The sequence below is a fragment of the Enterobacter sp. DTU_2021_1002640_1_SI_PRY_ASU_LCPMC_013 genome (genome assembly GCF_032389435.1).
Taxonomy (GTDB): domain Bacteria; phylum Pseudomonadota; class Gammaproteobacteria; order Enterobacterales; family Enterobacteriaceae; genus Enterobacter; species Enterobacter hormaechei_C.
Genome location: NZ_CP135594.1, coordinates 4,148,529 through 4,175,128, shown reverse-complemented (window position 1 = coordinate 4,175,128; position 26,600 = coordinate 4,148,529). Strand labels below are relative to the sequence as shown.

General features: G+C 55.5%; 26 protein-coding genes and 1 riboswitch. Of the genes, 8 read left to right on the top strand and 18 right to left on the bottom strand.

Annotated elements, in window-relative coordinates; translation table 11 throughout:
- Window positions 1–29 precede the first annotated feature (29 nt).
- On the top strand, window positions 30–1,805 hold the full coding sequence (locus RS584_RS19940) for a S8 family peptidase (RefSeq protein ID WP_223230155.1): 1,776 nt from the start codon (window positions 30–32) through the stop codon (window positions 1,803–1,805).
- 33 nt (window positions 1,806–1,838) lie between these two features.
- Here RS584_RS19940 and ureG read toward each other — a convergent pair whose 3' ends face one another.
- From ureG to plsY, 10 genes are all read right to left on the bottom strand, one after another.
- Window positions 1,839–2,456, bottom strand: coding sequence for an urease accessory protein UreG (gene ureG, locus RS584_RS19935; RefSeq protein ID WP_033487688.1), 618 nt, complete (start codon window positions 2,454–2,456; stop codon window positions 1,839–1,841).
- A gap of 9 nt (window positions 2,457–2,465) precedes the next feature.
- A complete protein-coding gene (locus RS584_RS19930) occupies window positions 2,466–3,140 on the bottom strand; it encodes an urease accessory protein UreF (RefSeq protein WP_315748523.1) in 675 nt (224 codons plus the stop codon).
- Window positions 3,140–3,679, bottom strand: coding sequence for a HupE/UreJ family protein (locus tag RS584_RS19925; protein ID WP_015571909.1), 540 nt, complete (start codon window positions 3,677–3,679; stop codon window positions 3,140–3,142). Before RS584_RS19925 ends, RS584_RS19930 begins: the two co-directional genes overlap by 1 nt.
- Window positions 3,680–3,688: 9 nt before the next feature.
- Entirely contained in the window at window positions 3,689–4,153 is a 465-nt protein-coding gene (gene ureE / locus RS584_RS19920; RefSeq protein ID WP_017384028.1) for an urease accessory protein UreE, read from the bottom strand.
- Window positions 4,154–4,162: 9 nt separating this feature from the next.
- Window positions 4,163–5,866 (bottom strand): urease subunit alpha, encoded by a 1,704-nt coding sequence (gene ureC, locus RS584_RS19915; protein ID WP_315748521.1) that lies wholly within the window; start codon window positions 5,864–5,866, stop codon window positions 4,163–4,165.
- Window positions 5,859–6,173, bottom strand: a complete 315-nt coding sequence (locus tag RS584_RS19910) for an urease subunit beta (RefSeq protein WP_315748520.1) — start codon at window positions 6,171–6,173, stop codon at window positions 5,859–5,861. Before RS584_RS19910 ends, ureC begins: the two co-directional genes overlap by 8 nt.
- 10 nt (window positions 6,174–6,183) lie before the next feature.
- On the bottom strand, window positions 6,184–6,486 hold the full coding sequence (locus RS584_RS19905) for an urease subunit gamma (protein WP_003862556.1): 303 nt from the start codon (window positions 6,484–6,486) through the stop codon (window positions 6,184–6,186).
- A 10-nt stretch (window positions 6,487–6,496) separates the two neighbouring features.
- A complete protein-coding gene (locus RS584_RS19900; RefSeq protein WP_032619000.1) occupies window positions 6,497–7,324 on the bottom strand; it encodes an urease accessory protein UreD in 828 nt (275 codons plus the stop codon).
- A 156-nt stretch (window positions 7,325–7,480) separates the two neighbouring features.
- On the bottom strand, window positions 7,481–8,947 hold the full coding sequence (locus tag RS584_RS19895; protein ID WP_032619001.1) for an MFS transporter: 1,467 nt from the start codon (window positions 8,945–8,947) through the stop codon (window positions 7,481–7,483).
- A 92-nt stretch (window positions 8,948–9,039) separates the two neighbouring features.
- Window positions 9,040–9,654 carry a glycerol-3-phosphate 1-O-acyltransferase PlsY gene (plsY, locus tag RS584_RS19890; protein WP_017384031.1) on the bottom strand — a complete coding sequence of 205 codons (615 nt, stop codon included), beginning with the start codon at window positions 9,652–9,654 and terminating at the stop codon, window positions 9,040–9,042.
- Between the two features lie 107 nt (window positions 9,655–9,761).
- Here plsY and folB point away from each other — a divergent pair, with 107 nt between their 5' ends.
- Window positions 9,762–10,130: a bifunctional dihydroneopterin aldolase/7,8-dihydroneopterin epimerase gene (gene folB, locus RS584_RS19885; RefSeq protein ID WP_017384032.1), complete on the top strand. Its 369-nt coding sequence runs from the start codon at window positions 9,762–9,764 to the stop codon at window positions 10,128–10,130.
- A 106-nt stretch (window positions 10,131–10,236) separates the two neighbouring features.
- Window positions 10,237–11,058 carry an undecaprenyl-diphosphate phosphatase gene (gene bacA, locus RS584_RS19880; protein WP_003862545.1) on the top strand — a complete coding sequence of 274 codons (822 nt, stop codon included), beginning with the start codon at window positions 10,237–10,239 and terminating at the stop codon, window positions 11,056–11,058.
- Window positions 11,059–11,071: 13 nt separating this feature from the next.
- Here the strand turns inward: bacA and RS584_RS19875 are convergent, their stop codons facing one another.
- Both RS584_RS19875 and RS584_RS19870 read right to left on the bottom strand, forming a co-directional pair.
- Window positions 11,072–12,313 carry a multifunctional CCA addition/repair protein gene (locus RS584_RS19875; protein ID WP_017384033.1) on the bottom strand — a complete coding sequence of 414 codons (1,242 nt, stop codon included), beginning with the start codon at window positions 12,311–12,313 and terminating at the stop codon, window positions 11,072–11,074.
- Between the two features lie 60 nt (window positions 12,314–12,373).
- Entirely contained in the window at window positions 12,374–12,994 is a 621-nt protein-coding gene (locus RS584_RS19870; RefSeq protein ID WP_001303390.1) for a TIGR04211 family SH3 domain-containing protein, read from the bottom strand.
- A gap of 237 nt (window positions 12,995–13,231) precedes the next feature.
- Here RS584_RS19870 and RS584_RS19865 point away from each other — a divergent pair, with 237 nt between their 5' ends.
- The 3 genes from RS584_RS19865 to hldE are packed head-to-tail and all read left to right on the top strand — an operon-like array spanning window position 13,232 to window position 18,881.
- Window positions 13,232–14,533 carry an inorganic triphosphatase gene (locus RS584_RS19865; protein WP_039269735.1) on the top strand — a complete coding sequence of 434 codons (1,302 nt, stop codon included), beginning with the start codon at window positions 13,232–13,234 and terminating at the stop codon, window positions 14,531–14,533.
- A 21-nt stretch (window positions 14,534–14,554) separates the two neighbouring features.
- On the top strand, window positions 14,555–17,410 hold the full coding sequence (glnE, locus tag RS584_RS19860) for a bifunctional [glutamate--ammonia ligase]-adenylyl-L-tyrosine phosphorylase/[glutamate--ammonia-ligase] adenylyltransferase (protein ID WP_315748518.1): 2,856 nt from the start codon (window positions 14,555–14,557) through the stop codon (window positions 17,408–17,410).
- A 40-nt stretch (window positions 17,411–17,450) separates the two neighbouring features.
- On the top strand, window positions 17,451–18,881 hold the full coding sequence (gene hldE, locus RS584_RS19855; protein WP_315748517.1) for a bifunctional D-glycero-beta-D-manno-heptose-7-phosphate kinase/D-glycero-beta-D-manno-heptose 1-phosphate adenylyltransferase HldE: 1,431 nt from the start codon (window positions 17,451–17,453) through the stop codon (window positions 18,879–18,881).
- Window positions 18,882–18,958: 77 nt separating this feature from the next.
- Here the strand turns inward: hldE and ubiK are convergent, their stop codons facing one another.
- Window positions 18,959–19,255, bottom strand: coding sequence for a ubiquinone biosynthesis accessory factor UbiK (ubiK, locus tag RS584_RS19850; protein WP_000566823.1), 297 nt, complete (start codon window positions 19,253–19,255; stop codon window positions 18,959–18,961).
- Between the two features lie 120 nt (window positions 19,256–19,375).
- Window positions 19,376–19,526, top strand: a riboswitch (FMN riboswitch).
- A 105-nt stretch (window positions 19,527–19,631) separates the two neighbouring features.
- Here ubiK and ribB point away from each other — a divergent pair.
- The gene (gene ribB / locus RS584_RS19845) at window positions 19,632–20,285 is read left to right on the top strand and encodes a 3,4-dihydroxy-2-butanone-4-phosphate synthase (RefSeq protein ID WP_131633480.1); all 654 of its coding nucleotides are present in this window, start codon (window positions 19,632–19,634) and stop codon (window positions 20,283–20,285) included.
- A 48-nt stretch (window positions 20,286–20,333) separates the two neighbouring features.
- On the opposite strand, the gene RS584_RS19840 is transcribed toward ribB, so the two are convergent.
- From RS584_RS19840 to RS584_RS19825, 4 genes are all read right to left on the bottom strand, one after another.
- The gene (locus RS584_RS19840; protein ID WP_315748515.1) at window positions 20,334–21,377 is read right to left on the bottom strand and encodes a pilus assembly protein; all 1,044 of its coding nucleotides are present in this window, start codon (window positions 21,375–21,377) and stop codon (window positions 20,334–20,336) included.
- Between the two features lie 2 nt (window positions 21,378–21,379).
- Window positions 21,380–22,114 carry a molecular chaperone gene (locus RS584_RS19835; RefSeq protein ID WP_410493177.1) on the bottom strand — a complete coding sequence of 245 codons (735 nt, stop codon included), beginning with the start codon at window positions 22,112–22,114 and terminating at the stop codon, window positions 21,380–21,382.
- A gap of 15 nt (window positions 22,115–22,129) precedes the next feature.
- A complete protein-coding gene (locus RS584_RS19830; protein WP_410493104.1) occupies window positions 22,130–24,655 on the bottom strand; it encodes a fimbria/pilus outer membrane usher protein in 2,526 nt (841 codons plus the stop codon).
- Window positions 24,656–24,738: 83 nt separating this feature from the next.
- Window positions 24,739–25,293, bottom strand: a complete 555-nt coding sequence (locus tag RS584_RS19825) for a fimbrial-like protein (RefSeq protein ID WP_315748513.1) — start codon at window positions 25,291–25,293, stop codon at window positions 24,739–24,741.
- A 295-nt stretch (window positions 25,294–25,588) separates the two neighbouring features.
- Between RS584_RS19825 and RS584_RS19820 the strand changes: the two genes are divergently transcribed.
- Window positions 25,589–25,762 carry a hypothetical protein gene (locus RS584_RS19820; protein WP_315748512.1) on the top strand — a complete coding sequence of 58 codons (174 nt, stop codon included), beginning with the start codon at window positions 25,589–25,591 and terminating at the stop codon, window positions 25,760–25,762.
- A gap of 23 nt (window positions 25,763–25,785) precedes the next feature.
- Here the strand turns inward: RS584_RS19820 and zupT are convergent, their stop codons facing one another.
- The gene (gene zupT / locus RS584_RS19815) at window positions 25,786–26,559 is read right to left on the bottom strand and encodes a zinc transporter ZupT (RefSeq protein ID WP_315748511.1); all 774 of its coding nucleotides are present in this window, start codon (window positions 26,557–26,559) and stop codon (window positions 25,786–25,788) included.
- Window positions 26,560–26,600: the final 41 nt, after the last annotated feature.

Below are 26,600 nucleotides of genomic sequence, written 5' to 3'. Positions count from 1 at the left end.
TCACCACAAATATGTTTCGGCCGACTAATTTGCGGAGTTCAAATCAGTCATCCGAGTTAACGGAACTCAATAAACGCTATGGCTTTGACCGTTATCTGCGTATCGCGTTACCGCAAGATAAACGTCAGGATAAAACCTACATTAACCATATTATTACTGAGCTGGAGCAGAATCAGAACGTTGAGTTTGTTTATCCGGAGGCCGAACCGGTGTCGCTGGATGAAAACGCCCTTACGCCTCAGGTTAAATCTTCGGTAAATAATAATTTAACGTCTGCTGCCGTTCCGGATTTTCGCAATAAGCAGGATTATCTCAAAGCTCCTGATGTTAAGCGCGCCGGTTATTATATGGGGGGCGTAAACCGCGAAAGCGTTGATCACTATGCAGGCAGTGCGGGTGAAGGGGTGACGATTATTTCAACGGAGATTTATCCCTGGAATACCCACCACCTCAACTTACCGCCAATGAGTCTCAGCTCTGGAAAGACAACCTATGTTGAAAAGCAAGATCATGACACCGCTTCCGTCGGGATTATGACAGCGAAAGATATTGGCACCGGTATTCGAGGGATAAGCTGGAAAAGCCGACTGGGGTACGCGGCCTCAGCGCATAATAACCTCTATAATTTAATTCCGTTGCTAAAAGCTGGCGATGTGGTGCAGATCGGGGTACACGTAGCGGGCGGTTATCCAGCGGGTTGTCAGAAGGATTGCTGGGTGGCAATGGAGTCCGAGCCCGCCTATTACGATGTGATTAAGGCGCTGACGGATAAAGGCGTTCACGTTATTGAGGCGGCAGGTAACGGGAACGTCAACCTGGATAGCCCTGGCTTCCAGGGTGAGTTTGACGTGAACGTGCGGGACTCCGGGGCTATCCTGGCGGGTGCGTTTTGTGCAAAGGACGGTAAAAAAGCCTCGTTCAGCACCTATGGTTCGCGCGTCACCAGCTCTGCATGGGGCTGCTGGGACGTAGTGAGCACAGGTTATGGCGATCTCTATAAAAATGGCGGCGTTAACGATTCTTATACCGCGACGTTTGCCGGAACTTCTTCCTCAAACCCGATTATTGCGGGTGTGGTAGCCAGCCTGTCAGGCATCGCCAAAGCCAACGGTATTACCGTGACACCGCGGCAGATGCGTCAGATTCTGGCGGAGACCGGAACGCCACTGGCCAACGGAGATTCGGCAAAAGTGGGTACTCAACCTGACATGGAGCGTGCGGTGGCCCGTATTATGGCGCTCAAAGACGGTAGCACGCCTGTCGCGCCGGCTCCAACGGCTGTGGCAGGCGCAGATTACGCTCTGGTTTCTCCGACCACGGGGGTGATCACCTACGCGCTGGACGGCAGTAAGAGCCTGAATGCCAAATCGTATAACTGGCGTGTGACGAAAGGGGCAGAAACCTTCTCGCTGGAGGCGACACTGAACGGCACGCTGGTGAAGAGCGTGGACAGCGCGCATGCCTATGCCGTCATTCCTGCCAACAGCGAGGGTGAAGCGACCTTTACGCTGACGACGACCGGCGCGGATGGGCGAACCGCGACGGACAGCATGACCATCACCGTCAGTAAACCGGCGGTACCGGCTAAGGATGACACCCCGGCAAAAGATGACACACCGATAAATCCTGCGGCACCGGCCTATAACGCCAAAATTGCCTATCCAACCCGATGCACCAAAGTGTCTTACAACGGTAAAGTTTGGCTCAACCAGTGGTATGTCAACCCGGGGCAAGAAACGCCGGGAACCGGCGGCCAGTGGGGCGCATGGCGCGAACAAGGGTCTTCCAATAACAGCTGCAAATAACAATCACGGCCTGGCGTTATGCCAGGCCTTTTTTCAGATCCGCAGCATTCCTTTCTCTTCCAGAAACGCAATAATCGTCGCTAAACCGTCGCCCGCCTTCAGGTTGGTAAACGTCCACGGACGCTCGCCGCGCATGCGATGAGTGTCGCGCTCCATTACCTCCAGCGACGCACCGACGTACGGCGCGAGGTCGGTTTTGTTGATCACCAGAAAATCGGATTTGGTGATCCCCGGCCCGCCCTTGCGCGGGATTTTTTCCCCTTCGGCCACGTCGATGACGTAGATGGTGAGGTCCGCCAGCTCCGGGCTGAAGGTCGCGCTCAGGTTATCCCCGCCGCTTTCCACGAAGATCAGATCCAGATTGCCGAACTTCTCGCTGAGTGCTTCCACCGCCGCCAGGTTCATTGATGCGTCTTCGCGGATGGCGGTGTGCGGACAGCCGCCCGTTTCCACCCCCACGATGCGCTCTGGCTCCAGCGCACCCGCCTCGGTCAGGATGCGCTGATCCTCTTTGGTGTAGATATCGTTGGTCACCACCGCAAGATGATAGGTGTCGCGCATCGCCTTGCAGAGCGCTTCCAGCAGGGCGGTTTTGCCCGACCCTACCGGGCCGCCCACGCCCACGCGCAGGGGATGTTTGTAATCAGCCATGTTGACTCCTCAGGAACGGAATAGTCGTGAATATTGGGTTTCGTGTCGCGCGGAGGCGATGGCGGACAGCGGCGTTGCTGCCCCCAGCGCGTCGTCGCTACGTAAAAATGCCTGTTCAAAGCCAGCGGCGTAGTGGTCGCTCAGTTCGATAATCAGCTGCTGCGCGGCCTGCTGCCCAAACGGCACCAGCTTGACGCCCGCCATGACCGCGCTCTCCATCCAGCTGTAGCCGAGGCCCAGCGCCAGCTCGCGCGCGCTAATGCCCCAGCGCACGCCGAGCCAGGCCATGCCGCCGAGCTGGCTCTGCATAAACAGCGGCAGCCATTCTGGCGGGCAGGCGGGTTCCCAGCTTTTAATCAGGCGCGTAAAGGCCGCCCCACGGTTGCGTTCTTCATCGCGCAGCTCGCGCGTTTCCCGACAGGCGAGCAGGTATGCCGTCCAGCGTTTTGCTGTCGCGACGTCCTGCTTCTCGCAGGCACGATACAGGCGGATAAACAGCGGCAGGTCGACGCAGAAAAAGCTCTGCTCCATCTGCTGGATCTGCCAGCGCCTGAAGGCCTCAGCGTCCGTGACCCACCCGGCCTCAACGGCCCACTCCAGCCCCTGCGACCAGGTAAACGATCCGACCGGCAGGCTACTGCTGGAGAGCTGCATCAGGCGCAGCCGCTGGCGGGCGTGCTCCATCAGCTCATCAGCGCCAGCAGGGCGGAGACGATCAGCCCGCCGCCGAAGGTTTTACGCAGGCCGTCGTGACGGCGCAGCAGCAGCCCTGCCGCGAAGCTGGCACACAGCACCGTGGCGCTGGCTAACATAAACCCGCTCGTGAAGAGCCAGAAGCTGTGGCCGGACATCTCCACGCCGTGCGCCCAGCCGTGGAACATCGCCAGGGCCGGCACCGCCAGCAGCAGGCGATTTTCAGTCTTAAACATCATCACGCCGCAGACCGCCAGCGAGGCGATAATCAGCATCTCCATGCCGCTAAAGCCGCCGAGCAGGCTGCCCGCAACGGCACCAGCAAGCATCATGCCGAGCGTCGCTAACGGCAACAGCAGCTTGCGGCCGCTCAGGGCGGAGAGCACGCCAGCCCCCGTCAGCATCAGCAGGTGATCCAGCCCGGTCAGCGGATGGAGAAATCCGGCCTGGAAGCTGTCGGTCCCGTGGCCGGGATGTGCGAGCGCGGGAACGGAAAAGGCCAGCAGTAACAGCGGTAAGTACTTGCGCATGATGAGTCCTTAATGTGAATGAGCGTGAGAGTGGCTATGGCTGTGGGCATCGCTGGTGTAAGCGCCCGCTTCTGGTTCAAATGGCAGGCTGGCGAAGGTCACCTCCAGCCCGAACTGACGCAGCATATCGTCGAGGACGTGGTCGTGGTGGTAGCGCAGTTCGCCAGGCATTATTTGCAGCGGTACGTGACGATTGCCCAGGTGATAACAGGCGCGGGCGAGCAGGAACGGGTCGGCGCAGCGCACCACGGAAACCGACTCCGGGGCGGCGATCACTTCGATCACCTCGCTGCCATCGTCGGTAGTCAGCAGGTCGCCCCCGCGCAGCAGCAGGCCGCGCGGCAGCATTAGCCCGGCTTCGCGGCCGTCGTTCAGCGCCACGCGGGCGCGGCTTTTTACCCGCACATCAATCGGTAGCGTGACGCTGGCGGTAATCGGATGCGCATGGTCCAGGCGTTGGGTTAAATAGATCATCATGACTCCTCAAAACAGAAAATAGCGTTGCGCCATCGGCAAAACCTCTGCCGGTTCGCTGGTGATCAATTCGCCGTCGACGCGTACCTCATAGGTTTGCGCGTCAACGGTGATATTCGGCTGTAAATCGTTGTGGATCATGTCGGCCTTTTTCACCGACCGGCAGCCTCTCACCACCGCGGTGGCGCTTTGCAGTCCGAGCCGTTGCGGAATGCCGCTGGCATCAGCAGCCTGAGAGACAAACGTCAGCCGCGTGGCGTGGCGTGCGGCACCAAGGGCACCAAACATCGGGCGGTAATGTACCGGCTGCGGCGTGGGGATCGAGGCGTTGATGTCGCCCATCGGCGCGCAGGCGATCATCCCGCCTTTGACGATGGTGGCGGGTTTGACGCCAAAGAAGGCGGGGGACCAGACTACCAGATCCGCCAGCTTGCCCGCCTCAATCGATCCCACTTCATGGGCGATGCCGTGGGTCAGTGCCGGGTTGATGGTGTATTTGGCGATATAGCGCTTTACGCGGAAGTTATCGTTATCGCCGGTCTCTTCCGGCAGTGCGCCGCGCTGCACCTTCATGCGGTGCGCCACCTGCCAGGTGCGGATAATCACTTCCCCCACGCGGCCCATTGCCTGTGAATCTGACGAGGTGAGCGAGAACGCGCCGATATCGTGCAGCACGTCTTCGGCGGCGATGGTCTCCCGGCGAATGCGGGATTCGGCAAACGCCACGTCCTCGGCGATATCTGGGTCGAGGTGATGGCAAACCATCAGCATGTCCAGGTGCTCGTCGATGGTGTTGACCGTGTAGGGCAGCGTCGGGTTGGTGGAGGAGGGCAGAATATTCGGGTGCGCGCAGGCGGTGATGATATCCGGCGCATGGCCGCCGCCCGCCCCTTCGGTGTGGAAGGTGTGGATGGTGCGCCCGGCGATGGCGGCCAGCGTGTCTTCGACAAAACCGGACTCGTTCAGCGTGTCGCTGTGCAGCGCCACCTGAATATCCATCTCTTCAGCGACCTCCAGCGAGCAGTTGATGGCCGCTGGCGTCGCGCCCCAGTCTTCGTGGATTTTCAGCCCGATCGCGCCCGCCGCGATTTGCTCGCGCAGCGCGTCCGGGTTCGAGCCATTACCCTTGCCGAGCAGACCGATATTCACCGGCAGCGTATCGGCGGCCTGCAACATGCGGGCGATATACCACGGCCCCGGCGTGCAGGTGGTGGCGTTGGTGCCTGCCGCCGGTCCGGTACCGCCGCCGATCATCGTCGTGACGCCGGAGACCAGCGCCTCTTCCGCCTGCTGCGGGCAGATCCAGTGGATGTGGGTGTCAATCCCGCCGGCGGTGACAATCTTCCCTTCGGCGGCGATCACCTCCGTTGCCGCGCCAATCGGGATCGTCACGTCGGGCTGAATGTCCGGGTTTCCGGCTTTGCCGACGGCGAAGATCCGCCCATCTTTTACGCCGATATCCGCTTTCACGATCCCCCAGTGATCGACGATCAGCGCGTTGGTGAGCACCAGATCCACGCAGTCGTCGGCGGTCATCTGCCCCTGTCCCATGCCGTCGCGGATCACTTTTCCGCCGCCGAATTTAACCTCTTCGCCGTAGATCGTGAGATCGTCTTCCACTTCGATCCACAGCTCGCTGTCGGCCAGCCGCACTTTATCCCCGGTAGTGGGGCCGAACATATCGGCATACGCCTGGCGTGAAATCTCAGCCATGTTTCACCTCGCCCATGACCTCGCCGCGAAAGCCGAAAATGCGCTGTGCGCCCGTCACCTGCACCAGCGTCACTTCCCGCTTCTGGCCGGGCTCGAAGCGCACGGCAGTGCCGGCCGGGATGTTCAGCCGGTAACCTCGGGTGGCCTCGCGAGCGAACTTCAGCGCCGGGTTGACCTCGTAAAAGTGGTAGTGCGATCCGACCTGGATCGGCCTGTCGCCGTGGTTTTCCACGATCACACTTCGGGTTTCGCGCCCGACGTTGAGAGCAATGTTGCCGGACTGGATCCGGTATTCGCCTGGGATCATCACGCGCTCCTTACACGATCGGGTTGTGGACGGTGACGAGCTTGGATCCGTCCGGAAAGGTGGCTTCCACCTGGATATCCGGGATCATCTCCGGCACGCCTTCCATCACCTGATCGCGCGTCAGGACGTGGCGGCCGGCTTCCATCAGCGAGGCGACGGTTTCGCCATCGCGCGCGCCTTCCATAATAAAGGCGCTGATCAGCGCGACCGATTCCGGGTAGTTGAGCTTTACCCCGCGCGCGAGGCGGCGTTCGGCAACCAGCGCGGCGGTGAACAGCAACAGCTTGTCTTTTTCTCTGGGAGTCAGTTCCATAGCGTTTCTCTTATGTCTGCCAGATGCGCGGCGAACAGGCGGTTTTGGGAGTTAAAAGCGGGCGAAGCGACTGCCAGATATCGCGCATCACCCGCTGACAAATCAGGTTGTCGTGGGAGAGAAAACGCACCGACAGCAGATCGTCGGTGAGCGTCGCCCCGCCAACGTTTTCCAGCGGGGCGAGAAGCGCACGCACCGCGTCGAGAAGTGCTTCCCGGGCCGGATAGAACAGCAGCGTGCCGACCCACGGATGGTCCGCGACGGGCGTCAGATCGCCACCGCTGAGATGCAGTCGCTCAATCAGACGCGGCTCGCCATCCACCCACACCTCAAGGCGGTTCTCCAGCGTGCCGTGGCTGAAGGTTTCGTTTATCACCGGACGGCCCAGACAGTACAGTTCCCACGCCAGCAGCGTGCTGGTGGCGTGCAGGTGAAAGACGGAACGCAGCGCGGCGTTAGCGCCGGGGAAAATAATGGTGTCCTGCGGCAGCCACTCCAGCGTGGCCTCTTCGTCGAGGTAAAAATGCTGACTGAGGCAGGCCAGCGGGCCGTTGCTGCGATAGAACTTACTGGCGCCGGGCATGGTGATGAGGGCATGGCTTTTGGCGTCGAGCCGCACGGAAATATCCAGCGTATCTCCGCCCACAATTCCGCCTGGCGGGTGCAGCAGGTAAAGGTGGCAGGTTTCCCCTTCGGGATAAAACGGACGCTGAACGGTGAGCGGCCCGCTGTGACGCGCGGAATGGAGGAGGGTTTTCTCAGGGGTATGACAAAACTGGAGGGCAAGCGAGGCCTGCCAGCCTTTGTATGAATTATCAGTGACCTGAGTTGCTAACATGGTGCTTCCATTTCCACACTATCGGGGTACGTTTCAGTATGCCCTGGCGGAAATGAAGGCTGTCATATGAGTCGCTTATGGATAAAAAAACCGGCTCATGTGAGCCGGTTTCAGTAATGTAGGCCGGGTAAGCGCAGCGCCACCCGGCAAGAAAGGCTAGCGATAATCCTCTGCATCCACATCATACCCCGACGGCTCCCAGCGGATCGCCAGCAGCGACGCCAGACCGATAAACGGCGCCAGCGCAATCACCCAGAACACGGCGGTATCCAGCGAGGCGACCAGCAGCGGGAACAGAAACAGTGACAGCGTTGAACTGCTGCGCATCAGCGTCTGGTTAAGCCCCACGCCCACGCCGCGCAGCGAGGTCGGGTAGCTCAGGGAGGCAAACGTCATGGTATGCGCACCTGGACCAAAACCCTGACCAAACAGGAACAGCGCCAGCATCGCGACGGCGAACACGCCTTCCGTGGCCCCGTCAGGCCGGCCAATCAACGCCAGGCCGAGCAGTGCCGCAAGCTGGCACGCATAACCCGCCAGAGACATCCGCCATGCGCCGAAGCGCGGAACATAGCGCACCGCCAGCAGCCCGCCGACAAAGGCGAACAGCAGGTTAAGCGCCAGCGAGATCAGAATGGTGGTCAGCATCGACTGCACAAAGAAGCTGGAGATGATCACCGGAAGGCCAAAGGCTACTGCGTTATAGGCGAACGAGGAGACCACTGACAGCAGCGTGGCGAGCGTGGTACGCCGCAGATAGATACCGCGGAACAGGTTCAGGTAGTTCGACCATTTTGCCTTGTTCACGACAGGCGCGGGCTGGTCGAGCGCATCCTGCGGTACGTGGGCATTAATATTGTAAGACTGCCGCAGGATGGACGCCGCCTCCTTCAGATTGCCCTGATTCGCCGCCCAGACCGGGGATTCGCTCATATAGCGGCTGCGGATGGCGATAATCACCAGCGCGGGCACCGCGCCAAAGCCAAGGATTAGACGCCAGAGCCAGTCGCTGTGGCTTTCCGGCAGCACGGCGTAAAAGAAGAGCACCAGAAGATAAGAGATGCTGATGGCCGCGTACCAGGTGGGGCACCACATTGCGACGCTGGAGGCTTTATTCCCCGGGCCTTTCAGCCTGGCGAACTCGCTGAGAAACGCCATCGCGACGGGAAGGTCGATCCCAACGCCAAGACCCATCACAAAGCGCGCGCCCGCCAGCACATATTCGTTCGGGGCCAGCGCACAGGCGATAGCGGCAACGACAAAGAATACCATGTCGGCCATAAAGACGCGGTAGCGCCCGATTTTATCCGTAAGATAGCCGCCGAGCAGCGCCCCGACAATCGCACCAAAGGTAATCGCCGAGGCCACCATGCCGGTACCGGCGGGCGTCAGGTTAAATTCGCGGGTGATGTCTTTGATGCCGAATGCCAGCGCGCCGAGATCGTAGGCATCGAGGAAAATTCCCCCGAGTGCGATACCGACCACGATGCGGGCATTGGCCCGGCCCTGAGAGCCGTCATTAACGAGACGTGAAACGTCCGATGCGCTACGCACCCACTTGATGTCGCCATCCGGGGTGTTTCCTGCCGTTGGAAGGGGAGTTGAATCTGTGATTTCTGCCATTTTCTTTTTGTGTGGTTGTGTTGTGTCTCTAACAGTTACCACAGGCAGAAGGTGACAAAAATCACATTTGGTTATAAGGCATAACGAACGGTTTACTGAGCGTCTTTCTTTTTACGCCTGAGCTTCGTCCAGATCTTGGTTTCCTTACGCCGCCACAGGCGCTGAATGTTGTCGTGGTGGCGCAACAGGATCAGACACGAGAGCATCGACACCGGGAAGGTAAACTGCGGTTTAAACCACCAGACATAAAACGGGGCGATCAGTGCGCTGACGATGGCGCCCAGCGACGAATAACCGCTCAGCAGGATGGTCAGCAGCCAGGTGCCCGCCATCACGCCGGTGAGATCCCAGCCGATCGGCGCAATCGCGCCAAACGCGGTGGCAACGCCTTTACCGCCTTTAAAACCAAAGAAAACGGGCCAGATGTGGCCGACGCAGGCGGCGATGGCAATCAGCCCCAGCCAGAAGGGTGTGACGCCGAGCGCATACGCGCCCCAGACGGGAAGCATTCCTTTCAGAACATCAAAAATCAAAACCGCTACGGCTGCTCCCTTGCCGCCAATTCGTAGTACATTGGTCGCCCCCGGATTCCCGGAACCACTTTCACGCGGGTCAGGCAACCCGGCGATGCGGCAGACCAGAATGGCGCTGGAGATTGAGCCGCAAAGGTAGGCGAGGATAATCATTCCAGGCGCGATTGCACTCATAACGCTGTTCCGTTTTGAAAATGTATCTGTATTCTCAGCATCTGTGGATAATACGCATAATTCGCCGGAAGTGGTATCCGGTTTAGCCAAAAAGCAGGCAGGTCGTGATGGATATTGTATTTATAGAGCAACTTTCGGTAATCACCACAATTGGTGTTTACGACTGGGAACAGACCATCGAGCAGAAACTGGTGTTCGATATCGAAATGGGCTGGGACAACCGTAAGTCAGCAAAAAGCGATGATGTGAATGACTGTCTGAGCTACGCCGACATCAGTGAAACGGTCATCGCCCATGTGGAAGGGCAACGTTTTGCGCTGGTAGAACGGGTGGCGGAAGAGGTAGCAGACCTGCTGCTGAGCAGATTTAACTCCCCATGGGTGCGCATTAAGCTAAGCAAGCCGGGAGCGGTGGCGCGCGCCGCCAATGTGGGCGTGATTATCGAGCGTGGCACAAATCTGAAAGGAAAGATTTAACGTCATAATAGCTAAACCATTTTAGGTTATATCGGTCTTAAAGCTGTATCTTTCACGGTTGTCCGCGTGGGACACCGTTTTTTTATATCTTTTTAGGGGTTTATAGATGAGCGATATGCACTCGCTGCTGGTGGCGGCAATACTGGGTGTGGTCGAAGGATTGACGGAGTTTTTGCCGGTGTCCAGTACGGGCCATATGATTATCGTTGGCCATCTCCTGGGCTTTGAAGGCGATACCGCAAAGACGTTTGAGGTGGTGATCCAGCTGGGCTCTATCCTGGCGGTAGTCGTGATGTTCTGGCGTCGTCTGTTCGGACTGATCGGCATCCACTTCGGGCGTTTGCCGCAGCGTGAAGGAGAGGGCAAAGGGCGCCTGACGCTGATTCATATTCTGCTCGGGATGATCCCGGCGGTGGTGCTGGGGCTGGTGTTCCACGACACCATTAAATCGCTCTTCAACCCGATTAACGTGATGTACGCGCTGGTTGTCGGTGGCTTCCTGCTGATTGCCGCCGAAGTGCTGAAGCCAAAAACCCCGCGTGCGGAAGGTCTGGATGATATGACGTATCGCCAGGCGTTTATGATTGGCTGCTTCCAGTGTCTGGCGCTGTGGCCGGGCTTCTCCCGTTCAGGGGCAACCATTTCCGGCGGGATGCTGATGGGCGTGAGCCGTTACGCGGCGTCTGAGTTCTCGTTCCTGCTGGCGGTGCCAATGATGATGGGCGCCACCGCGCTGGATCTCTACAAAAGCATCGGCTTCCTGACCGTGGGTGACATTCCGATGTTCGCCGTGGGCTTTATCACCGCCTTTATTGTGGCTTTGATCGCCATCAAAACCTTCCTGCAACTGATTAAGCGTATTTCGTTTATTCCGTTCGCGATCTACCGCTTTATCGTCGCGGCTGCCGTGTACGTGGTCTTCTTCTGATGACCGACCGCCCTCAGTCTTTCGGCTGAGGGCAACGTTTTTCCTTCCACGCTGCAACTGCATCAATCCGCCGCTTCGTCAGCTCTTCGCGGATCGCCGGGCCTTTAAACCCTGCCTCCACCACCTCTTTCGTTGGCACCGCTTTCGCTACGTCCCACGCCTCACGCAGCAAACGACCCTGCGGATAATCGGACGCTTCAAACCCGGTGCGGCCGCGCACGTCGGCTTCGCTGGTAAGCGCAATTTGCTCCACGCGCTGCGGCTTGCGCCAGGCGTCGATGTTATCGAACAGCCTGACGATGGTGGCGGGTTTCAGGATCGGGAAGGTGTGGATCAGGTCGTGGAACTCGGCCACCAGTTTTGCCAGATCGCGAATGTCATTCGGCACGCGCAGGCGCTGGCAAAGCCCTTCAACCAGCTTCACGCCAGCCGGACCGTGCCCGTGATGGCGTGGCCACAACTCCTTTGGCGTTAACCCTTTGCCGAGGTCATGGCAGAGGGTGGAAAAGCGCACGTCCACTTCAGGACTGAGCATCGCGGCCATGCTTAGCGTCATCAGGGTGTGAATGCCGGTATCAATTTCCGGGTGCCATTTCGCCGGGGCGGGCACGCCAAACAGCGCATCTATTTCCGGGAATAGCACTTTCAGCGCCCCGCAGTCGCGCAGTACCTGGAAAAAGACCTGCGGATTACGGGTAGTCAGGGCGTTTTCGGTCTCTTTCCAGACGCGTTCTGGCGTCAGATGTTCCAGCTCGCCCGCGTCGGTCATGGCCGTCATCAGCGCCATCGTCTCGTCGGCGATGCGGAAGCTGAGATGGGCATAACGGGCGGCAAAACGCGCCACGCGCAGTACGCGTAACGGATCTTCAGAAAAGGCGGGGGAAATATGGCGTAAAAGACGGTCGCGCAGATCGTTCTGGCCGCCGTAGACGTCGATAATATGGCCTTTTTCGTCCTGCGCCAGGGCATTAATGGTGAGATCGCGGCGCAGTAAGTCCTGCTCCAGCGTCACATCCGGCGCGGCATAGCAGGTGAAGCCGGTATAACCGGAACCGGATTTCCGTTCGGTACGCGCCAGGGCGTACTCTTCCCGGCTTTTCGGATGGAGGAACACAGGAAAATCGCGGCCTACCTGCTGGTAGCCCGCGTCAATCATCGCTTCGGGCGTGGCACCGACCACGACCCAGTCTTTATCTTTGACCGGCAGACCTAATAACGCATCACGTACCGCACCACCGACCAGATAACTCTTCACGCCAACACTCCCGTTTTCTCTTTTCGCAAGATGATACGTAAGTGTGGCAGAGAAGACGAGTTAGTTCATCCAGCGGTCTTTACGTTTACGGCTCGGGATAAGGTGAGGAAGCACCAGACCCAGCACCAGACCGACGCCAAGCACCCCGCCGCCATACATAAACCACTGCATGATGATGGTGCGTTGTTTGTCATCCAGCTGTAGATTCGCGGCGTTCACTTTCTTCTGCGCGACGATGAGCTCATTTTTCAGCTTCTGATTTTCATCTTTCAGACCGGCGATCACGCTGTCGCTTTGCGCCACTTTCTGCTGCATCTCTGCGGTGCGCTGGTTCCAGGTGCCGTCAATGTTGTTCAGCTTATCGGTCAGGGTTTTCACCTGATTTTCCAGGTCCGGCACGCGGGTGCGCAGGCTTGGCACCGTGCTCAGCTCTTTCAGCGGGATCCATGAGGTGCGGCCAGAGCTGTCACGAACCTGACCGTAATTGGTGTCTGCATTGGTTTGCAGCAGAGTCACTTCCTCGCCGGCATTTACCGTACCCACGAGGCGATAATTGTCTCCAGGGCCGCTGCGTACCCAGGTATTCAGTTCATCAGAAACGTAACGTTTCTCTTCAGCGTGGACCGCGGTTGCGGCGCTAAAAGCGAGTAAAGTAAGTCCAATCAGGCGTAATTTAAGCATATCAGTCGTTATTTTCATAAAAAGTGGAACGATAGTAGTGGTATCAGTGTCGCTACGCAAAGGATTCATCATCAATCGGAATCATCTGTGTCATGATTTCCACCGCTTTAAACTTTTACGCCCGTCAAATTGCTCATTGCGTGGCAATTTGGCGCAAAATACTATGTACTGACAAACAAATGGCGAGGAAGTTCGCCTTCATCGACGCGTCTGTGACGCACGCAAAAGTACAAGGCTATGGCACAAGAGATCGAATTAAAGTTTATCGTCGAAAAAGACAGCGCTGACGCGCTCCGCCAGCATCTGAATACGCTGTCCGGCGAGCACCATGAACCCGTACAGCTGCTCAACATCTATTACGAAACGCCGGACAACTGGCTGCGCAACCACGATATGGGCCTGCGCATCCGGGGTGCGAACGGGCGCTACGAGATGACGATGAAAATCGCCGGTCGCGTGGTGGGCGGTTTGCACCAGCGTCCGGAATACAATATCGACATCAGTAAGCCAGAACTTGAGCTGGATCGTTTTCCGGCGGAAGTGTGGCCGGAAGGGACGCTGCCCGCAACGCTGTCGGCAGAGGCGCAACCGCTGTTCAGCACCGATTTCTGGCGCGAAAAATGGCTGGTGACGGAAGGCAAGAGCCGCATTGAGATCGCGTTTGATCGGGGTGAAATTAAGGCGGGTGAAGAGCAGGAGCCGATCTGCGAATTGGAACTCGAACTGCTGGAAGGCGAGGCGAGCGACGTGCTGAAGCTGGCGCACAAGCTGGTGAACCAGCCTGGGCTGCGTCAGGGCAGCCTGAGTAAAGCGGCACGCGGCTATCACCTGGCCGCCGGGAATGCGCCGCGCGTGCTGCGAGAAACCCCGATTCTGCGCGTTGTGCCGAAAGCCTCCGTTGAGCAGGGCATGGAAGCGGCGCTGGAGCTGGCGCTCTCTCAGTGGCAGTACCACGAGGAGCTGTGGGCGCGTAACGTGAAAAATGCCAAAAAACAGGTGCTGGCCGCTATGGGGCTGGTGCGTCATACCCTGACGCTCTTTGGCGGCATTGTACCGCGTAAAGCCAGCACTCACTTACGTGATTTGCTCACTCAAACCGAAACGCTGATGCTTTCCGACGTGTCGGCACAAACGGCGATCTACAGCCCGCAAAACGCCAGCGCGAAACTGGCGCTGACCGAGTTTTTGGTGACGCGTGGCTGGCGTATTTTCCTCGATGCGAAAGGGCAGACCAAAATCGCGGAAAACTTCAAACGTTTTGCGGATATCCACCTCTCCCGTCACGCGGCCGAGCTGAGAACCACCTTTGCGCATCCGCTGGGCGACCAGTATGGCGATCAGCTTCCCCGCCTGGCGCGTAACATCGACAGCATGTTGCTGCTGTCAGGTGCGTATGAGGGCGTTAAGGCGCAGGCCTGGCTGGAGAACTGGCAGGGGCTGAAGCATGCCATCGAGACCCGTCAGCAGATCGAGATCGAGCATTTCCGCAACGAGGCCATTTCGCAGGATCCGTACTGGCTGCACAGCGGAAAACGTTAATTCTGGCAAGGAACCCCTGATATGCCGCTTTCTTCGCAGTTACAGCAGCACTGGCAGACCGTTTGCGAACGCCTGCCTGAGTCGTTACCCGCGTCATCGTTAAGCGAGCAGGCGAAAAGCGTGCTCACGTTCAGTGATTTTGTGCAGGAGAGCGTCAGCGCCAACCCGGACTGGCTGGCAGAGCTGGAAAGCGCGCCGCCGCAGGCTGACGAGTGGCGGCATTATGCTGGCTGGCTGCAAACCGCGCTGGCAGAGGTGGCAGACGAAGCCACGCTGATGCGCGTACTGCGTCAGTTCCGCCGCCGGGTAATGGTACGCATTGCCTGGGCGCAGGCGCTGGAGCTGGTGAGCGAAGAGAGCACTTTGCAGCAGTTGAGCGAGCTGGCGCAGACGTTGATTGTCGCCGCGCGGGACTGGCTCTACGCCGCCTGCTGTAAAGAGTGGGGCACGCCGTGCAGCGAAGCCGGGGTTCCGCAACCGCTGTTGATTCTGGGGATGGGCAAGCTGGGCGGCTGCGAGCTTAATTTCTCCTCAGACATCGACCTGATTTTTGCCTGGCCGGAGAACGGCTCCACGCGCGGCGGTCGTCGCGAGCTGGACAACGCCCAGTTCTTTACTCGCCTGGGGCAGCGGCTGATTAAGGCACTGGATCAGCCCACGCAGGATGGTTTTGTCTACCGCGTGGACATGCGTCTGCGTCCGTTTGGCGACAGCGGTCCGCTGGTGCTGAGCTTTGCCGCGCTGGAAGATTATTACCAGGAGCAGGGTCGCGACTGGGAGCGTTACGCGATGGTCAAAGCGCGGATCATGGGCGACAGCGACGATGCCTGGGCCAACGAGCTGCGCGCCATGCTGCGCCCGTTTGTGTTCCGCCGCTACATCGACTTCAGCGTGATCCAGTCCCTGCGAAATATGAAAGGGATGATTGCCCGCGAGGTGCGTCGCCGTGGCCTGAAGGACAACATCAAGCTCGGCGCGGGCGGTATTCGTGAGATCGAATTTATCGTCCAGGTCTTCCAGCTGATACGCGGTGGGCGTGAACCTTCTCTGCAATCCCGCTCGCTGCTGCCGACGCTGAGCGCTATCGAGCAGCTGCATCTGCTGCCGGAAGGCGATGCGCAAACGCTGCGTGACTCTTATCTCTTCCTGCGTCGTCTGGAAAATTTGCTGCAAAGTATCAACGACGAACAGACCCAGACGTTACCGGGCGACGAGCTGAACCGGGCGCGTCTGGCCTGGGGGATGCGGGTGGATGACTGGGCGGCGCTGACGCAACGGCTGGAAGCGCATATGGCGGGCGTGCGCCGCATCTTTAACGATCTGATCGGCGACGACGAAAGTGAATCGCAGGACGATGCGCTCTCCGAGCACTGGCGCGAGCTGTGGCAGGACGCGCTCCAGGAAGATGACACCACGCCGGTGCTGGCGCACTTAAGCGACGATGCCCGCCATCGCGTGGTGGCGCTGATTGCCGATTTCCGCTTCGAACTGAACAAACGCGCCATTGGCCCACGCGGTCGTCAGGTGCTGGATCATCTGATGCCGCATCTGCTGAGCGATGTCTGCTCCCGCGAGGATGCGCCGGTGCCGCTGTCGCGCATGATGCCGCTGCTGAGCGGGATCGTCACGCGTACCACTTACCTCGAACTGTTAAGCGAGTTTCCCGGCGCGCTGAAGCACCTGATTTCTCTCTGCGCCGCCTCGCCGATGGTGGCGAACAAGCTGGCGCGTTATCCGCTGCTGCTGGACGAACTGCTCGACCCGAATACGCTGTATCAGCCGACGGCGACGGATGCCTACCGCGACGAGCTGCGTCAGTATCTGCTGCGCGTACCGGAAGAGGACGAAGAGCAACAGCTTGAGGCGCTGCGTCAGTTTAAGCAGGCGCAGATGCTGCGCGTGGCGGCGGCAGATATCGCCGGCACCCTGCCGGTAATGAAAGTGAGCGATCACTTAACCTGGCTGGCGGAAGCGATCATCGACGCGGTTGTCCATCAGGCGTGGGTGCAGATGGTGTCCCGCTACGGGCAGCCGAAACACCTTGCAGAGCGCGAAGGCCGCGGTTTTGCGGTGGTGGGTTACGGCAAGCTGGGCGGCTGGGAGCTGGGCTACAGCTCCGATCTGGATCTGATTTTCCTCCACGACTGTCCGGCAGACGTCATGACCGACGGCGAACGTGAGATTGACGGGCGGCAGTTCTACCTGCGTCTGGCCCAGCGCATTATGCACCTGTTCAGCACCCGCACCTCATCCGGCATTCTGTATGAAGTGGATGCGCGTCTGCGCCCGTCCGGCGCGGCAGGCATGCTGGTCACCTCGACGGAGGCTTTCGCCGACTATCAGAAGAACGAAGCCTGGACGTGGGAGCATCAGGCGCTGGTGCGCGCCCGCGTGGTATACGGCGATCCGCAGCTCAAAACGCAGTTTGATGCGATCCGCAAGGCGGTCATGACGACCCCGCGCGAGGGCAGTACGCTGCAAACCGAAGTGCGGGAAATGCGGGAGAAGATGCGCGCGCACCTTGGCAACAAACATCGCGATCGCTTTGATATTAAAGCCGATGAAGGCGGCATTACCGATATCGAGTTTATCACTCAGTACCTGGTGCTGCTGCACGCGCACGATAAGCCGAAGCTGACCCGCTGGTCGGATAACGTGCGCATACTGGAACTGCTGGCACAGAACGACATTATGGATGAGCAGGAGGCGCAGGCATTAACCCGCGCCTACACCACGTTGCGTGATGAGTTGCACCATCTGGCCTTACAGGAACAGCCGGGCCATGTGGCGCTGGACTGTTTCACCGATGAACGCGCGCAGGTGACCACAAGCTGGCAGAAGTGGCTGGTGGAACCGTGCGTAACAAAACAAGTGTGATATTATCGCGCGCAAATTGTGAATCTTTCTGGAGTCAGGAATGAAAGTAACACTGCCAGAGTTTGAACGTGCTGGAGTTATGGTTGTCGGTGATGTGATGCTGGATCGCTACTGGTATGGGCCGACCAGCCGTATCTCTCCGGAAGCGCCGGTGCCGGTAGTTAAGGTCGACACCATTGAAGAGCGTCCAGGCGGCGCGGCAAACGTGGCGATGAACATAGCCTCGCTGGGCGCGCATTCGCGTCTGGTAGGCCTGACCGGCATTGACGATGCGGCGCGTGCCCTGAGTCAGTCGCTGGCGGACGTGAACGTGAAGTGCGACTTCGTTTCTGTTCCGACCCACCCAACCATCACCAAGCTTCGCGTCCTGTCGCGTAACCAGCAGCTGATCCGCCTCGATTTCGAAGAAGGATTCGAAGGCGTTGATCCTGAGCCGCTACACGAGCGTATTAGCCAGGCGCTGGGCAATATCGGCGCGCTGGTGCTGTCTGATTATGCCAAAGGCGCGCTGGCGAGCGTGCAGACCATGATCCAGCTGGCGCGTAAAGCCAGCGTACCGGTGCTGATCGATCCGAAAGGCACCGATTTCGAGCGTTATCGCGGCGCAACCCTGCTGACGCCAAACCTCTCTGAATTCGAAGCGGTGGCGGGCAAGTGCAAAACTGAAGAAGAGCTGGTTGAGCGCGGCATGAAAATCATCGCTGATTTCGAGCTGTCTGCGCTGCTGGTGACCCGTTCCGAACAGGGCATGACGCTGCTGCAACCGGGCAAGGCGCCGCTGCATATGCCAACCCAGGCGCAGGAAGTGTACGACGTGACCGGTGCCGGTGATACGGTGATTGGCGTGCTGGCGGCGACGCTGGCGGCGGGTAACTCCCTGGAAGAAGCATGCTACTTCGCGAACGCCGCGGCGGGCGTGGTCGTCGGTAAACTCGGGACCTCCACCGTTTCGCCAGTCGAGCTGGAAAACGCGGTGCGTGGGCGCGCGGATACCGGCTTTGGCGTCATGACCGAAGAGGAACTGAAAGTGGCCGTTGCTGCCGCGCGCAAACGCGGTGAAAAAGTGGTGATGACTAACGGCGTGTTCGACATCCTGCATGCGGGTCATGTCTCGTATCTGGCGAATGCGCGTAAGCTGGGCGATCGCCTGATTGTGGCGGTCAACAGCGATGCCTCAACCAAACGTCTGAAGGGTGAAACGCGTCCGGTGAACCCGCTGGAGCAGCGCATGATAGTGCTCGGCGCGCTGGAAGCGGTGGACTGGGTGGTCTCATTTGAAGAAGACACCCCGCAGCGCCTGATTGCCGGAATTCTGCCTGATCTGCTGGTGAAGGGCGGTGATTACAAACCAGAGCAAATCGCAGGTAGCGAAGAGGTCTGGGCAAATGGTGGTGAAGTGATGGTGCTCAACTTTGAGGACGGGTGTTCAACCACCAACATCATTAAGAAGATCCAGAAAGACAGTCAGTAAAAAACGGGCCAGTTGGCCCGTTCGTTTTTCACCCTCTCCCTGTGGGAGAGGGCTGGGGTGAGGGCATCAGGCCGCACTTATGCCTGGTCATCCACCGGTGGAATAGCTGGCGCTGGCTTCACTTCTTCCGGCGCATTGCGGCTCTCCAGCTCGCTCAGACGCTGTTCCAGCAGCGCCAGCTTCTCGCGGGTGCGCAGCAGCACCTGAGTCTGCACATCAAACTCTTCGCGGCTGACTAAATCAAGGCGAACCAACTGTGCCTGCAACGTCTGGCGGATTTTCTTCTCAACGTCATCACCAAACTCACGAATACCTTTCGGCATGGACTCATGAACCTGACGCGCGATCTGCTCAATTTTCTTTGGGTCAATCATTGTCGTTTCCCTTGATGAAAAGGTGTTAGTGCCTATTGTAGCGCGTCATGCCGTGGGTTAAACAAAATTGTTTGAAGCTTATGCATTGCCCAGGGTAATCAATAGCGTTATAGTTATCTCGCTTATTCTCAGGGCGGGGCGAAATTCCCCACCGGCGGTAAATCAGCTGAACGCTGAAAGCCCGCGAGCGCTTTGGGTGAATTCTCAAAGGTCAGCAGATCCGGTGTAATTCCGGGGCCGACGGTTAGAGTCCGGATGGGAGAGAGTAACGATCCAGTCGGGCTTGGCCCGCTCACGTTATCTTTTTGCCGCTTATACGGCGCTCCTAAGACTGCCCTGATTCTGGTAACCATAATGTTAATGAGGTTTTTTTACCATGAATCAGACGCTACTTTCCTCTTTTGGCACTTCAACTGAACGTGTTGAACATGCACTTGATGCACTGCGCGAAGGCCGCGGCGTAATGGTGCTCGACGATGAAAACCGTGAAAACGAAGGCGATATGATTTTCGCCGCCGAAAACATGACCGTTGAGCAGATGGCGCTGACCATCCGTCACGGCAGCGGCATCGTATGCCTGTGTATTAACGAAGACCGTCGCAAGCAGCTCGATCTGCCGATGATGGTTGAGAACAACACCAGCGCCTTTGGCACCGGCTTCACCGTGACCATTGAAGCGGCGCACGGCGTGACCACCGGCGTGTCTGCGGCTGACCGTCTAACCACCGTGCGTGCAGCGATTGCCGATGGTGCGAAACCTTCCGACCTGCACCGTCCTGGCCACGTCTTCCCACTGCGTGCGCAGGCGGGCGGCGTGCTAACCCGTGGCGGTCACACCGAAGCGACGATCGATCTGGTGACGCTGGCAGGCTTCAAACCTGCAGGCGTACTGTGTGAACTGACCAACGATGATGGCACTATGGCGCGCGCGCCGGAGTGCGTTACCTTTGCGCGTCTGCACAACATGCCGGTCGTGACGATTGAAGATTTGGTCGAATACCGCCAGGCGCACGAGCGCAAAGCCAGCTAAAAGAGTTGATGTGAAAAAGCCGGGGAAACCCGGCTTTTTTGTATTTGATTATTCATAGTTTATCTTGAGGATAATGTCCTTGCTAAAGGGACCTACTGTAATCTCTCTGTTCGGGTTTTGCGTCAGCTTAGCCATATAATTATGGGTTATAGTGGAAGTCCCGCTGTTTGGATAATAGGTTGCAAAGGGATAATAGGTATTCATTAAAATATCCTGGCCTAATGCTTCATCACGGATCTGCATTAATAAGCCATTACCCATATCGATGCGACTGGTGTCATATAAATCATCTGTATTAAAACTCATCGTCACATCAAACTGTTGTGAGCATGCCGCCGTTGCGTCTCGTATAGTCGACACACTGAAGTTTTTTTTCTGGTTTACCACGTCGATATTATTCACCTGACCAAAATCAACGGTCTGATTTTCCGGGAAAATTTTAATATCTACGCTACAATCCAGAAAATGAACATGATCGAGTCCATCGATGTTATACCGCAAATTCTTTGCATTTTTGGCAAGGTTGGCACCGCCTTCACCATCAAACTGCAGTACGTTAATACTGCCGAAATTATAAACGGTATCTGGATCGTTAGGGAAGGCTTTTAACTTTACATATAATCTAAAGCGTGCAGGAAAAGTGATGCTCTTTTGCAAGGTTGACCCATTACAGACGGGATTGTGCCAGATACCATCATAATATTCTTCATATTTATCCAGACAAGCCCCAGTATCAATTCCTTCATCCGTCATTTCATGGTCAACACCATTGTAGCTAACACCAAAGGTAAAATAGGGATTGTTAATAACATCTGCGCTGTTGACCTTGGATAGTTTTATCCAGGCAAAAATGTCTTCAGTCTGAACCGTTTTTGTCCAGCCTGGCGCGTTGTCGCAGTACACCGTAATATTGACGTCAGAGCTTTCCCATATTTTGCTTCCGAGAACTGCATTTGAAGGGACGGTAAAACTTGGAAGATTAGCGGTATAGGTTGTGGCACCACCTTTATTATTTTGGTAGCAGTCAACAGCCCAGGATGAAAATGAACTGATAAAAAGAATAATGCCAAAAAGTAGGTACGTTTTTTTCATTTTCATCCCTTCTTCGCGGGTTCACTATGGCAAACGAGTTGCACAGATGTACAGCTCACGCTAAACATATTCAAACCGCCATAGTCCCCTATATAGCCAATCTGGAATTTTGCTGGTAACGCTTTTAACTCTGAATTGTTCTGAGAGAAAGGATCGATCATAAATCCTTTTGCACCTGGTAAAAGTGTTTTTCCATCAGTACCGATATAACCCACGGTGATATGGTAAGGGGTTCCATTTTTAATCGTTAAACCCATAGCCGTGAGTGATACTTCGACTTTATCCATCGGAACGGCCTGGCCCTCTTTGAGCACAATGCTTTTTGGTCGCCAGAACACCTTCAGGCGGCTCTGCATCGCAAGTTGCAGAATATTCGCTTGCTCTGAACGCGGTGGAATCTCTCGAATGTTGTAATAAAAAAGCGATTCTCTGTCAGATGGAAGCTGTGTCAGCTTTGGCTGACCAATGATACGGATCTGACTTTGCTCACCCGCCTCGAGACGAAGCAACGGTGGGAGCGGTGTAAGGAATTCGCGTGTCTTCTTACCCTCTTTGTCCTCAATCCATGATTGGGCCAGGTAGGGAAGCACTTTGCTTTGGTTCTTCAATTTAATTGATACGATTTTATCCGTCTGATTAAAGATAATTCGTGTTCTGTCAGGTGATACTGTCGCATGTGCTAACGAGCACATGCTGAAAATAGCGATAAGTCCTTTTACAAACAAAGTGGGTTTCATCATATTCATCCTGAATTAATGTAAGTTTTTACATGGCATAATAATGGAGTTGCCTTCGGTCTTGCTTTCGTTTGGTGGTGTTATCTCGCAGCTGTTTCCCTCCCAGGTCAGGCGCAACGTGCTGTTTTCCTGAAGGCCACTAAGATAGACATAACCTTCTTCGGCTACCAAACCGGCGTTGCGACCACTACCGACATCAATAACATTGACGCCCAATGGAGGATAATGCCCATTAGCTAGTCGGATGACGCCAAGAATTTGATATCCTTTCGTCGCATTTAGTTTGGCGTAGCCAATTGCACCTTCTGTAAGGGTGGTATTTATGACAGAATTATCAATATCAACACCATCAGGTAATTTATTGCTATCAATACGTACGGTGGACGTTGTGTAATCACTCACTGAATTAGTTACGGCAATGCCCATGGCATTTGTCACTGTTCTATTGTCGCTTAGTGGTACACCCGCAATACCATCGGTATCGACCATCATGCGTGAATTATTGCCATTACTGTAATCGTGCAATGCCATGCCATAGCGAGTAGCCGTAAATGAGCCATTCCATCCGGCTGTGATTGAATTGTAGGTATTCGGCTGGACGCTGCCGTTAATATTCAGTCGGCCATAAGGCGAATAGTGTTGATAATTACCGCGAATAGCAGGCTCAGCCTTACGGAAGTCGCTTTCATCGCCAGAGGCAGAGACGTTCCAGGTATTATTTCTATCGGAGGAGTCATAGTAGGACACCATCTGGGAGGTACTGTCGCTGCCATTTTTCTGCATGCTCAGAGAGAGGCTGCGGCTCTGTTCAAGTGGGATCGTAAATGAAAGATAGTACTGCGTTTCTTCTTTATCATCCCAGCGAGTTTTGCCAATAGACAGTGAAGATGAAACACCCTTGAAGCTTCCAATATCGAAGTTACGACTAATAGAAAATGTGTAGTTGGTACTAGAGCTTTCATCCCAGTATGTGTTGCGGGTCAGGTTGGTATAAGTGTTAATCGCCAGAGATTCAATATACTGGTTAAATGAGAGGACATAACTCTCCTTCTCATTGCTGCTTGAATCGTCCCCACTGCGTGCCGTCAAATATTCACTCATGGTGACATATTCTTTATCAGAGAAACGATAACCAGCGAATGTGACCTGGCTGCCCGTTTCTTCAAAACGTTTGGCGTAGTTTACGCGATAGCTATAGCCACTTTGCTTGCCCTCGTTGTCCTGATTGTGCAACGTTGCATCTGCGCGCGTGACGTCGAAGGAAAGTGAGCCGAAACTGTTCAGGTTAAAACCTATCCCGGCCGTCATGGCCTGATAATCATCGGCAGTAAGCAAGGCACCTCCGTAGAGTGACGTATCACCCGTCCATCCCCAGGATAATTCTCCCGTCCAGAACAGTGGATTGTTTACGTCCGTATGGCCCACGGATGTTGGTTTTCCGGTAGAGGTTTTATAACGGATCTGACCTTTGCGGGTCAGAAAGGGTATTGACGACGCCCCCACCTGGAAACTGCTTTTGCGTCCGTCTTCTTCTTCAACGGTAACATCAAGCTGACCCTGGAATGTGTCACCAATATCGGTAATATTGAACGGACCTGGTGCGACAGTCGTCTGGTAGATCATGCGTCCATTTTGCGTCACTGTGACTTTAGCATTAGTCTGAGCGATACCTGTTATTTGTGGCGCATAACCCTGCAGATCTGGCGGCAGCATGTTTTCGTCACTTTCGAGCGATGCCCCCGTGAAGTGAAAAGTATCGAAAATGTCTGAATTCAGATCGTACTGACCCACGATAAGTTTCGAGGATATAGATGGAATCGGTCTGAAAAGATAGGTCCGATCCAGGTTACTGGTGGTACCTACGGATTTTCCATTTTCATATGAGTGATCGTATTGATAATCTGAACGCAAACGCCAGGCACCAAGATTAAAGCCAAGCGTGCCATAGGAGCTGAGATCCTGACTTTTTTCTCCACTGTCGGGATCGTACTGGCTGGCATACAGGTTGTAATCGAAAATGAAACCTGCGACACCGTTATCCCAGAATTCTGGGGGAGTCCAATTTTGCGCCTGATATTTCATCCATGCCTGGGGGGCCGTAATGGATACCACCATTTCAGCTCTGTCGAGACGTACAGCGAATTCAGGTTTACCTCTAAGATCAACGCAACCTTGTTTATTAATCGTGCCTAACTGTTGGGTAAATTCTTCTGCGAATCCAAATGTTGTCAGGTCATCTTTTGACAGGCAGACTTCTGTACCACTTTCGTTGTTTGCTTTTATCCATTCAAATGAATGGATGTCAGGCAATTTTTTCTTGTTGATTTCAACTTTAGCGATATACTGCCCCGCGGGGATATATCCCTTTTTCTCAAATTGGCTGAGGTCGATGTTTGTTTTGTCTTCTGCATCTATCATGTCCGTATTGAATTCAACCGCATAGGCTGGAGTGAACAATACCGCTGTAAACAGGACTGGATGAAGTATGTTCTTAATAAAAAGGGCGAGTTTGTTTAATTCAATCCGTTTAATCATATACATGAAATCCCTTTCTAAGAAGATGAGTTCAAAAAGCCGATGATTCCCTCATCGGCTTGAATATCCCTTAAGCAATAATTAATTGGTTATTCGTAGCTCAAGACGTAGTTAACGTCAGTCGTCACGTTACCCGCTGTTGCAGTTTTGGTTGGGGATTCCATACGGGCTTTGAAGTTCAGCACCTGGTAGGAATTATCAGCAACTAAATCTACAGGCTGTTTCACGCCCATCTCAACGTTCTCTCGACCTTCGGTCAGCAAGCGTACGCCAACGTTTGTAGCACTACCGTAGTTGCCTTCAGCTGTATTTTTCAGAAGGTTGGTGGTGGCATCTGCATTAGCGGAAGTGAAGGTGACATTAGCTTTGGTAATGGAGGTGGTCCCGTCAGTCAGGGTGCAATCCTGAAGATGAATTTGAACATCCACTGGGAGCGAGTATTTGCCGCCATTCAGGGCTGAGTCAGCAACTTCACCAAGATTGATTGTCTGGTTTTCATCGCCCGGAGCGATAGAGCATGGAGCGCTGATAACGATGCCTTCAAAGGCAATTTTACCATGGCCTGCATCTGCAGCAGATGCGTTGAAAGCGGCGCCAGACAAAAGCGCAGTGGTAACTACAGCTAACATTTTTTTGTTAAACATGAACTATAATCCTTTATAATAGGTAAAACTTCACATTTCATTAATAATGAAGTGCTCGCAGTGCGAGTCGCTATAAACATTGAATCGTCACTTTCGTATTGCGACAGCGAGTCTATCAATAAAACGCCGATTTTTTATGTTAGATAATCTAAAACATGTTTTTAATAAATTTCATCATATCCATTTTGATGATGAATGTTGCGGGTGGTGAACTCAGTATATTTGTGTATGTTGAGAATTTTCTCATTTAAACTACACGTTGATAAAGATTAATGAGAGATAGATCGGGTTGCGGATGATGTTATTTAATCAAGAGATTTTGGAAGCGGTAGAGGCTATGGTTGGTGTGAATATAAATTTGTTAAGTTTTATAAATAACGTTAATGCTAAAATTAAAATAATAAATGAAGAATATCAATCTCACGTACTACTGGTTGAGCCTTACACAAAGAAATACACCTTTGCGTGATGAACACAAAGGTGTATTTCTGGTTAACCGATACCTGCAATTTGTAGTAGAACCAGACTCAACCCCATCACCGACATTCCGCACAGCACGCCGTAGCTTGGGTTATTGTTGGGATCGATCTCTTTCGCCAGCGGCATCAGCTCATCGACAGAGAGCGCGACCATAATCCCGGCCACGGCAGCCATAATCGCAGCCATCACAATCGGGGAGACGAGGCTACCGAGGATCAGCCACGCCAGCACGCCGCCGAGAATTTCAGCCATCCCGGAGATACCCGCCCAAAAGACAGCCGTACGTTTTGAACCCGTGGCGGCATAAACGGGCCCGGCAACGGCAAGTCCTTCAGGAATATTGTGCAAAGCCACGGCCAGCGCCACACCAAAACCCATTTCCAGGTTGCTGCTGGCCGTGACATAGGTGGCGATACCTTCCGGAAAGTTATGCAGGCTGATACCCAGCGTCAGCAGAATGGCCGTGCGTTTGATATTGCCCGGGATGGGGGTAACGCTTTTTTGCATTAAATCCTGCGGGTGCGCGTGAGGAAGAATACGGTCGAGCGCAAAATAACCCAGCAGTCCAATGATAAACATGCCATAGCCCAGAACAGGCGACATACCTTCGGTGTGAAGCGCGGCGGGCAGCATCTCCATCAGCGAGATAAGCAGCATGATCCCGGCGGCGAAACCCAGCGAGAAGGCCAGAAGGCGATTAGAGGGTTTTTGCCCGAGTACCCCGAGGAACGCACCGATAAAGGTTGCGGCGCCCGCGAGTAAGGTCAAAATCAACGGTACTGACATGCATTCTCCTTAAGCGATATCTGACATTCAAATTTCCTGAT

What these genes read in the sequence shown, in the direction of transcription:
- ureC (WP_315748521.1), bottom strand. Translation starts at nt 5,866, where the DNA reads ATGGCTGAGATTTCACGCCAGGCGTATGCCGATATGTTCGGCCCCACT.
- RS584_RS19925 (WP_015571909.1), bottom strand. Translation starts at nt 3,679, where the DNA reads ATGCGCAAGTACTTACCGCTGTTACTGCTGGCCTTTTCCGTTCCCGCG.
- RS584_RS19930 (WP_315748523.1), bottom strand. Translation starts at nt 3,140, where the DNA reads ATGGAGCACGCCCGCCAGCGGCTGCGCCTGATGCAGCTCTCCAGCAGT.
- ureE (WP_017384028.1), bottom strand. Translation starts at nt 4,153, where the DNA reads ATGATCTATTTAACCCAACGCCTGGACCATGCGCATCCGATTACCGCC.
- RS584_RS19825 (WP_315748513.1), bottom strand. Translation starts at nt 25,293, where the DNA reads ATGTTTAACAAAAAAATGTTAGCTGTAGTTACCACTGCGCTTTTGTCT.
- folB (WP_017384032.1), top strand. Translation starts at nt 9,762, where the DNA reads ATGGATATTGTATTTATAGAGCAACTTTCGGTAATCACCACAATTGGT.
- RS584_RS19895 (WP_032619001.1), bottom strand. Translation starts at nt 8,947, where the DNA reads ATGGCAGAAATCACAGATTCAACTCCCCTTCCAACGGCAGGAAACACC.
- glnE (WP_315748518.1), top strand. Translation starts at nt 14,555, where the DNA reads ATGCCGCTTTCTTCGCAGTTACAGCAGCACTGGCAGACCGTTTGCGAA.
- hldE (WP_315748517.1), top strand. Translation starts at nt 17,451, where the DNA reads ATGAAAGTAACACTGCCAGAGTTTGAACGTGCTGGAGTTATGGTTGTC.
- RS584_RS19910 (WP_315748520.1), bottom strand. Translation starts at nt 6,173, where the DNA reads ATGATCCCAGGCGAATACCGGATCCAGTCCGGCAACATTGCTCTCAAC.
- RS584_RS19870 (WP_001303390.1), bottom strand. Translation starts at nt 12,994, where the DNA reads ATGCTTAAATTACGCCTGATTGGACTTACTTTACTCGCTTTTAGCGCC.
- RS584_RS19820 (WP_315748512.1), top strand. Translation starts at nt 25,589, where the DNA reads ATGATGTTATTTAATCAAGAGATTTTGGAAGCGGTAGAGGCTATGGTT.
- RS584_RS19865 (WP_039269735.1), top strand. Translation starts at nt 13,232, where the DNA reads ATGGCACAAGAGATCGAATTAAAGTTTATCGTCGAAAAAGACAGCGCT.
- plsY (WP_017384031.1), bottom strand. Translation starts at nt 9,654, where the DNA reads ATGAGTGCAATCGCGCCTGGAATGATTATCCTCGCCTACCTTTGCGGC.
- bacA (WP_003862545.1), top strand. Translation starts at nt 10,237, where the DNA reads ATGAGCGATATGCACTCGCTGCTGGTGGCGGCAATACTGGGTGTGGTC.
- ubiK (WP_000566823.1), bottom strand. Translation starts at nt 19,255, where the DNA reads ATGATTGACCCAAAGAAAATTGAGCAGATCGCGCGTCAGGTTCATGAG.
- RS584_RS19830 (WP_410493104.1), bottom strand. Translation starts at nt 24,655, where the DNA reads ATGTATATGATTAAACGGATTGAATTAAACAAACTCGCCCTTTTTATT.
- RS584_RS19900 (WP_032619000.1), bottom strand. Translation starts at nt 7,324, where the DNA reads ATGTTAGCAACTCAGGTCACTGATAATTCATACAAAGGCTGGCAGGCC.
- RS584_RS19835 (WP_410493177.1), bottom strand. Translation starts at nt 22,114, where the DNA reads ATGAAACCCACTTTGTTTGTAAAAGGACTTATCGCTATTTTCAGCATG.
- RS584_RS19840 (WP_315748515.1), bottom strand. Translation starts at nt 21,377, where the DNA reads ATGAAAAAAACGTACCTACTTTTTGGCATTATTCTTTTTATCAGTTCA.
- ribB (WP_131633480.1), top strand. Translation starts at nt 19,632, where the DNA reads ATGAATCAGACGCTACTTTCCTCTTTTGGCACTTCAACTGAACGTGTT.
- RS584_RS19905 (WP_003862556.1), bottom strand. Translation starts at nt 6,486, where the DNA reads ATGGAACTGACTCCCAGAGAAAAAGACAAGCTGTTGCTGTTCACCGCC.
- zupT (WP_315748511.1), bottom strand. Translation starts at nt 26,559, where the DNA reads ATGTCAGTACCGTTGATTTTGACCTTACTCGCGGGCGCCGCAACCTTT.
- ureG (WP_033487688.1), bottom strand. Translation starts at nt 2,456, where the DNA reads ATGGCTGATTACAAACATCCCCTGCGCGTGGGCGTGGGCGGCCCGGTA.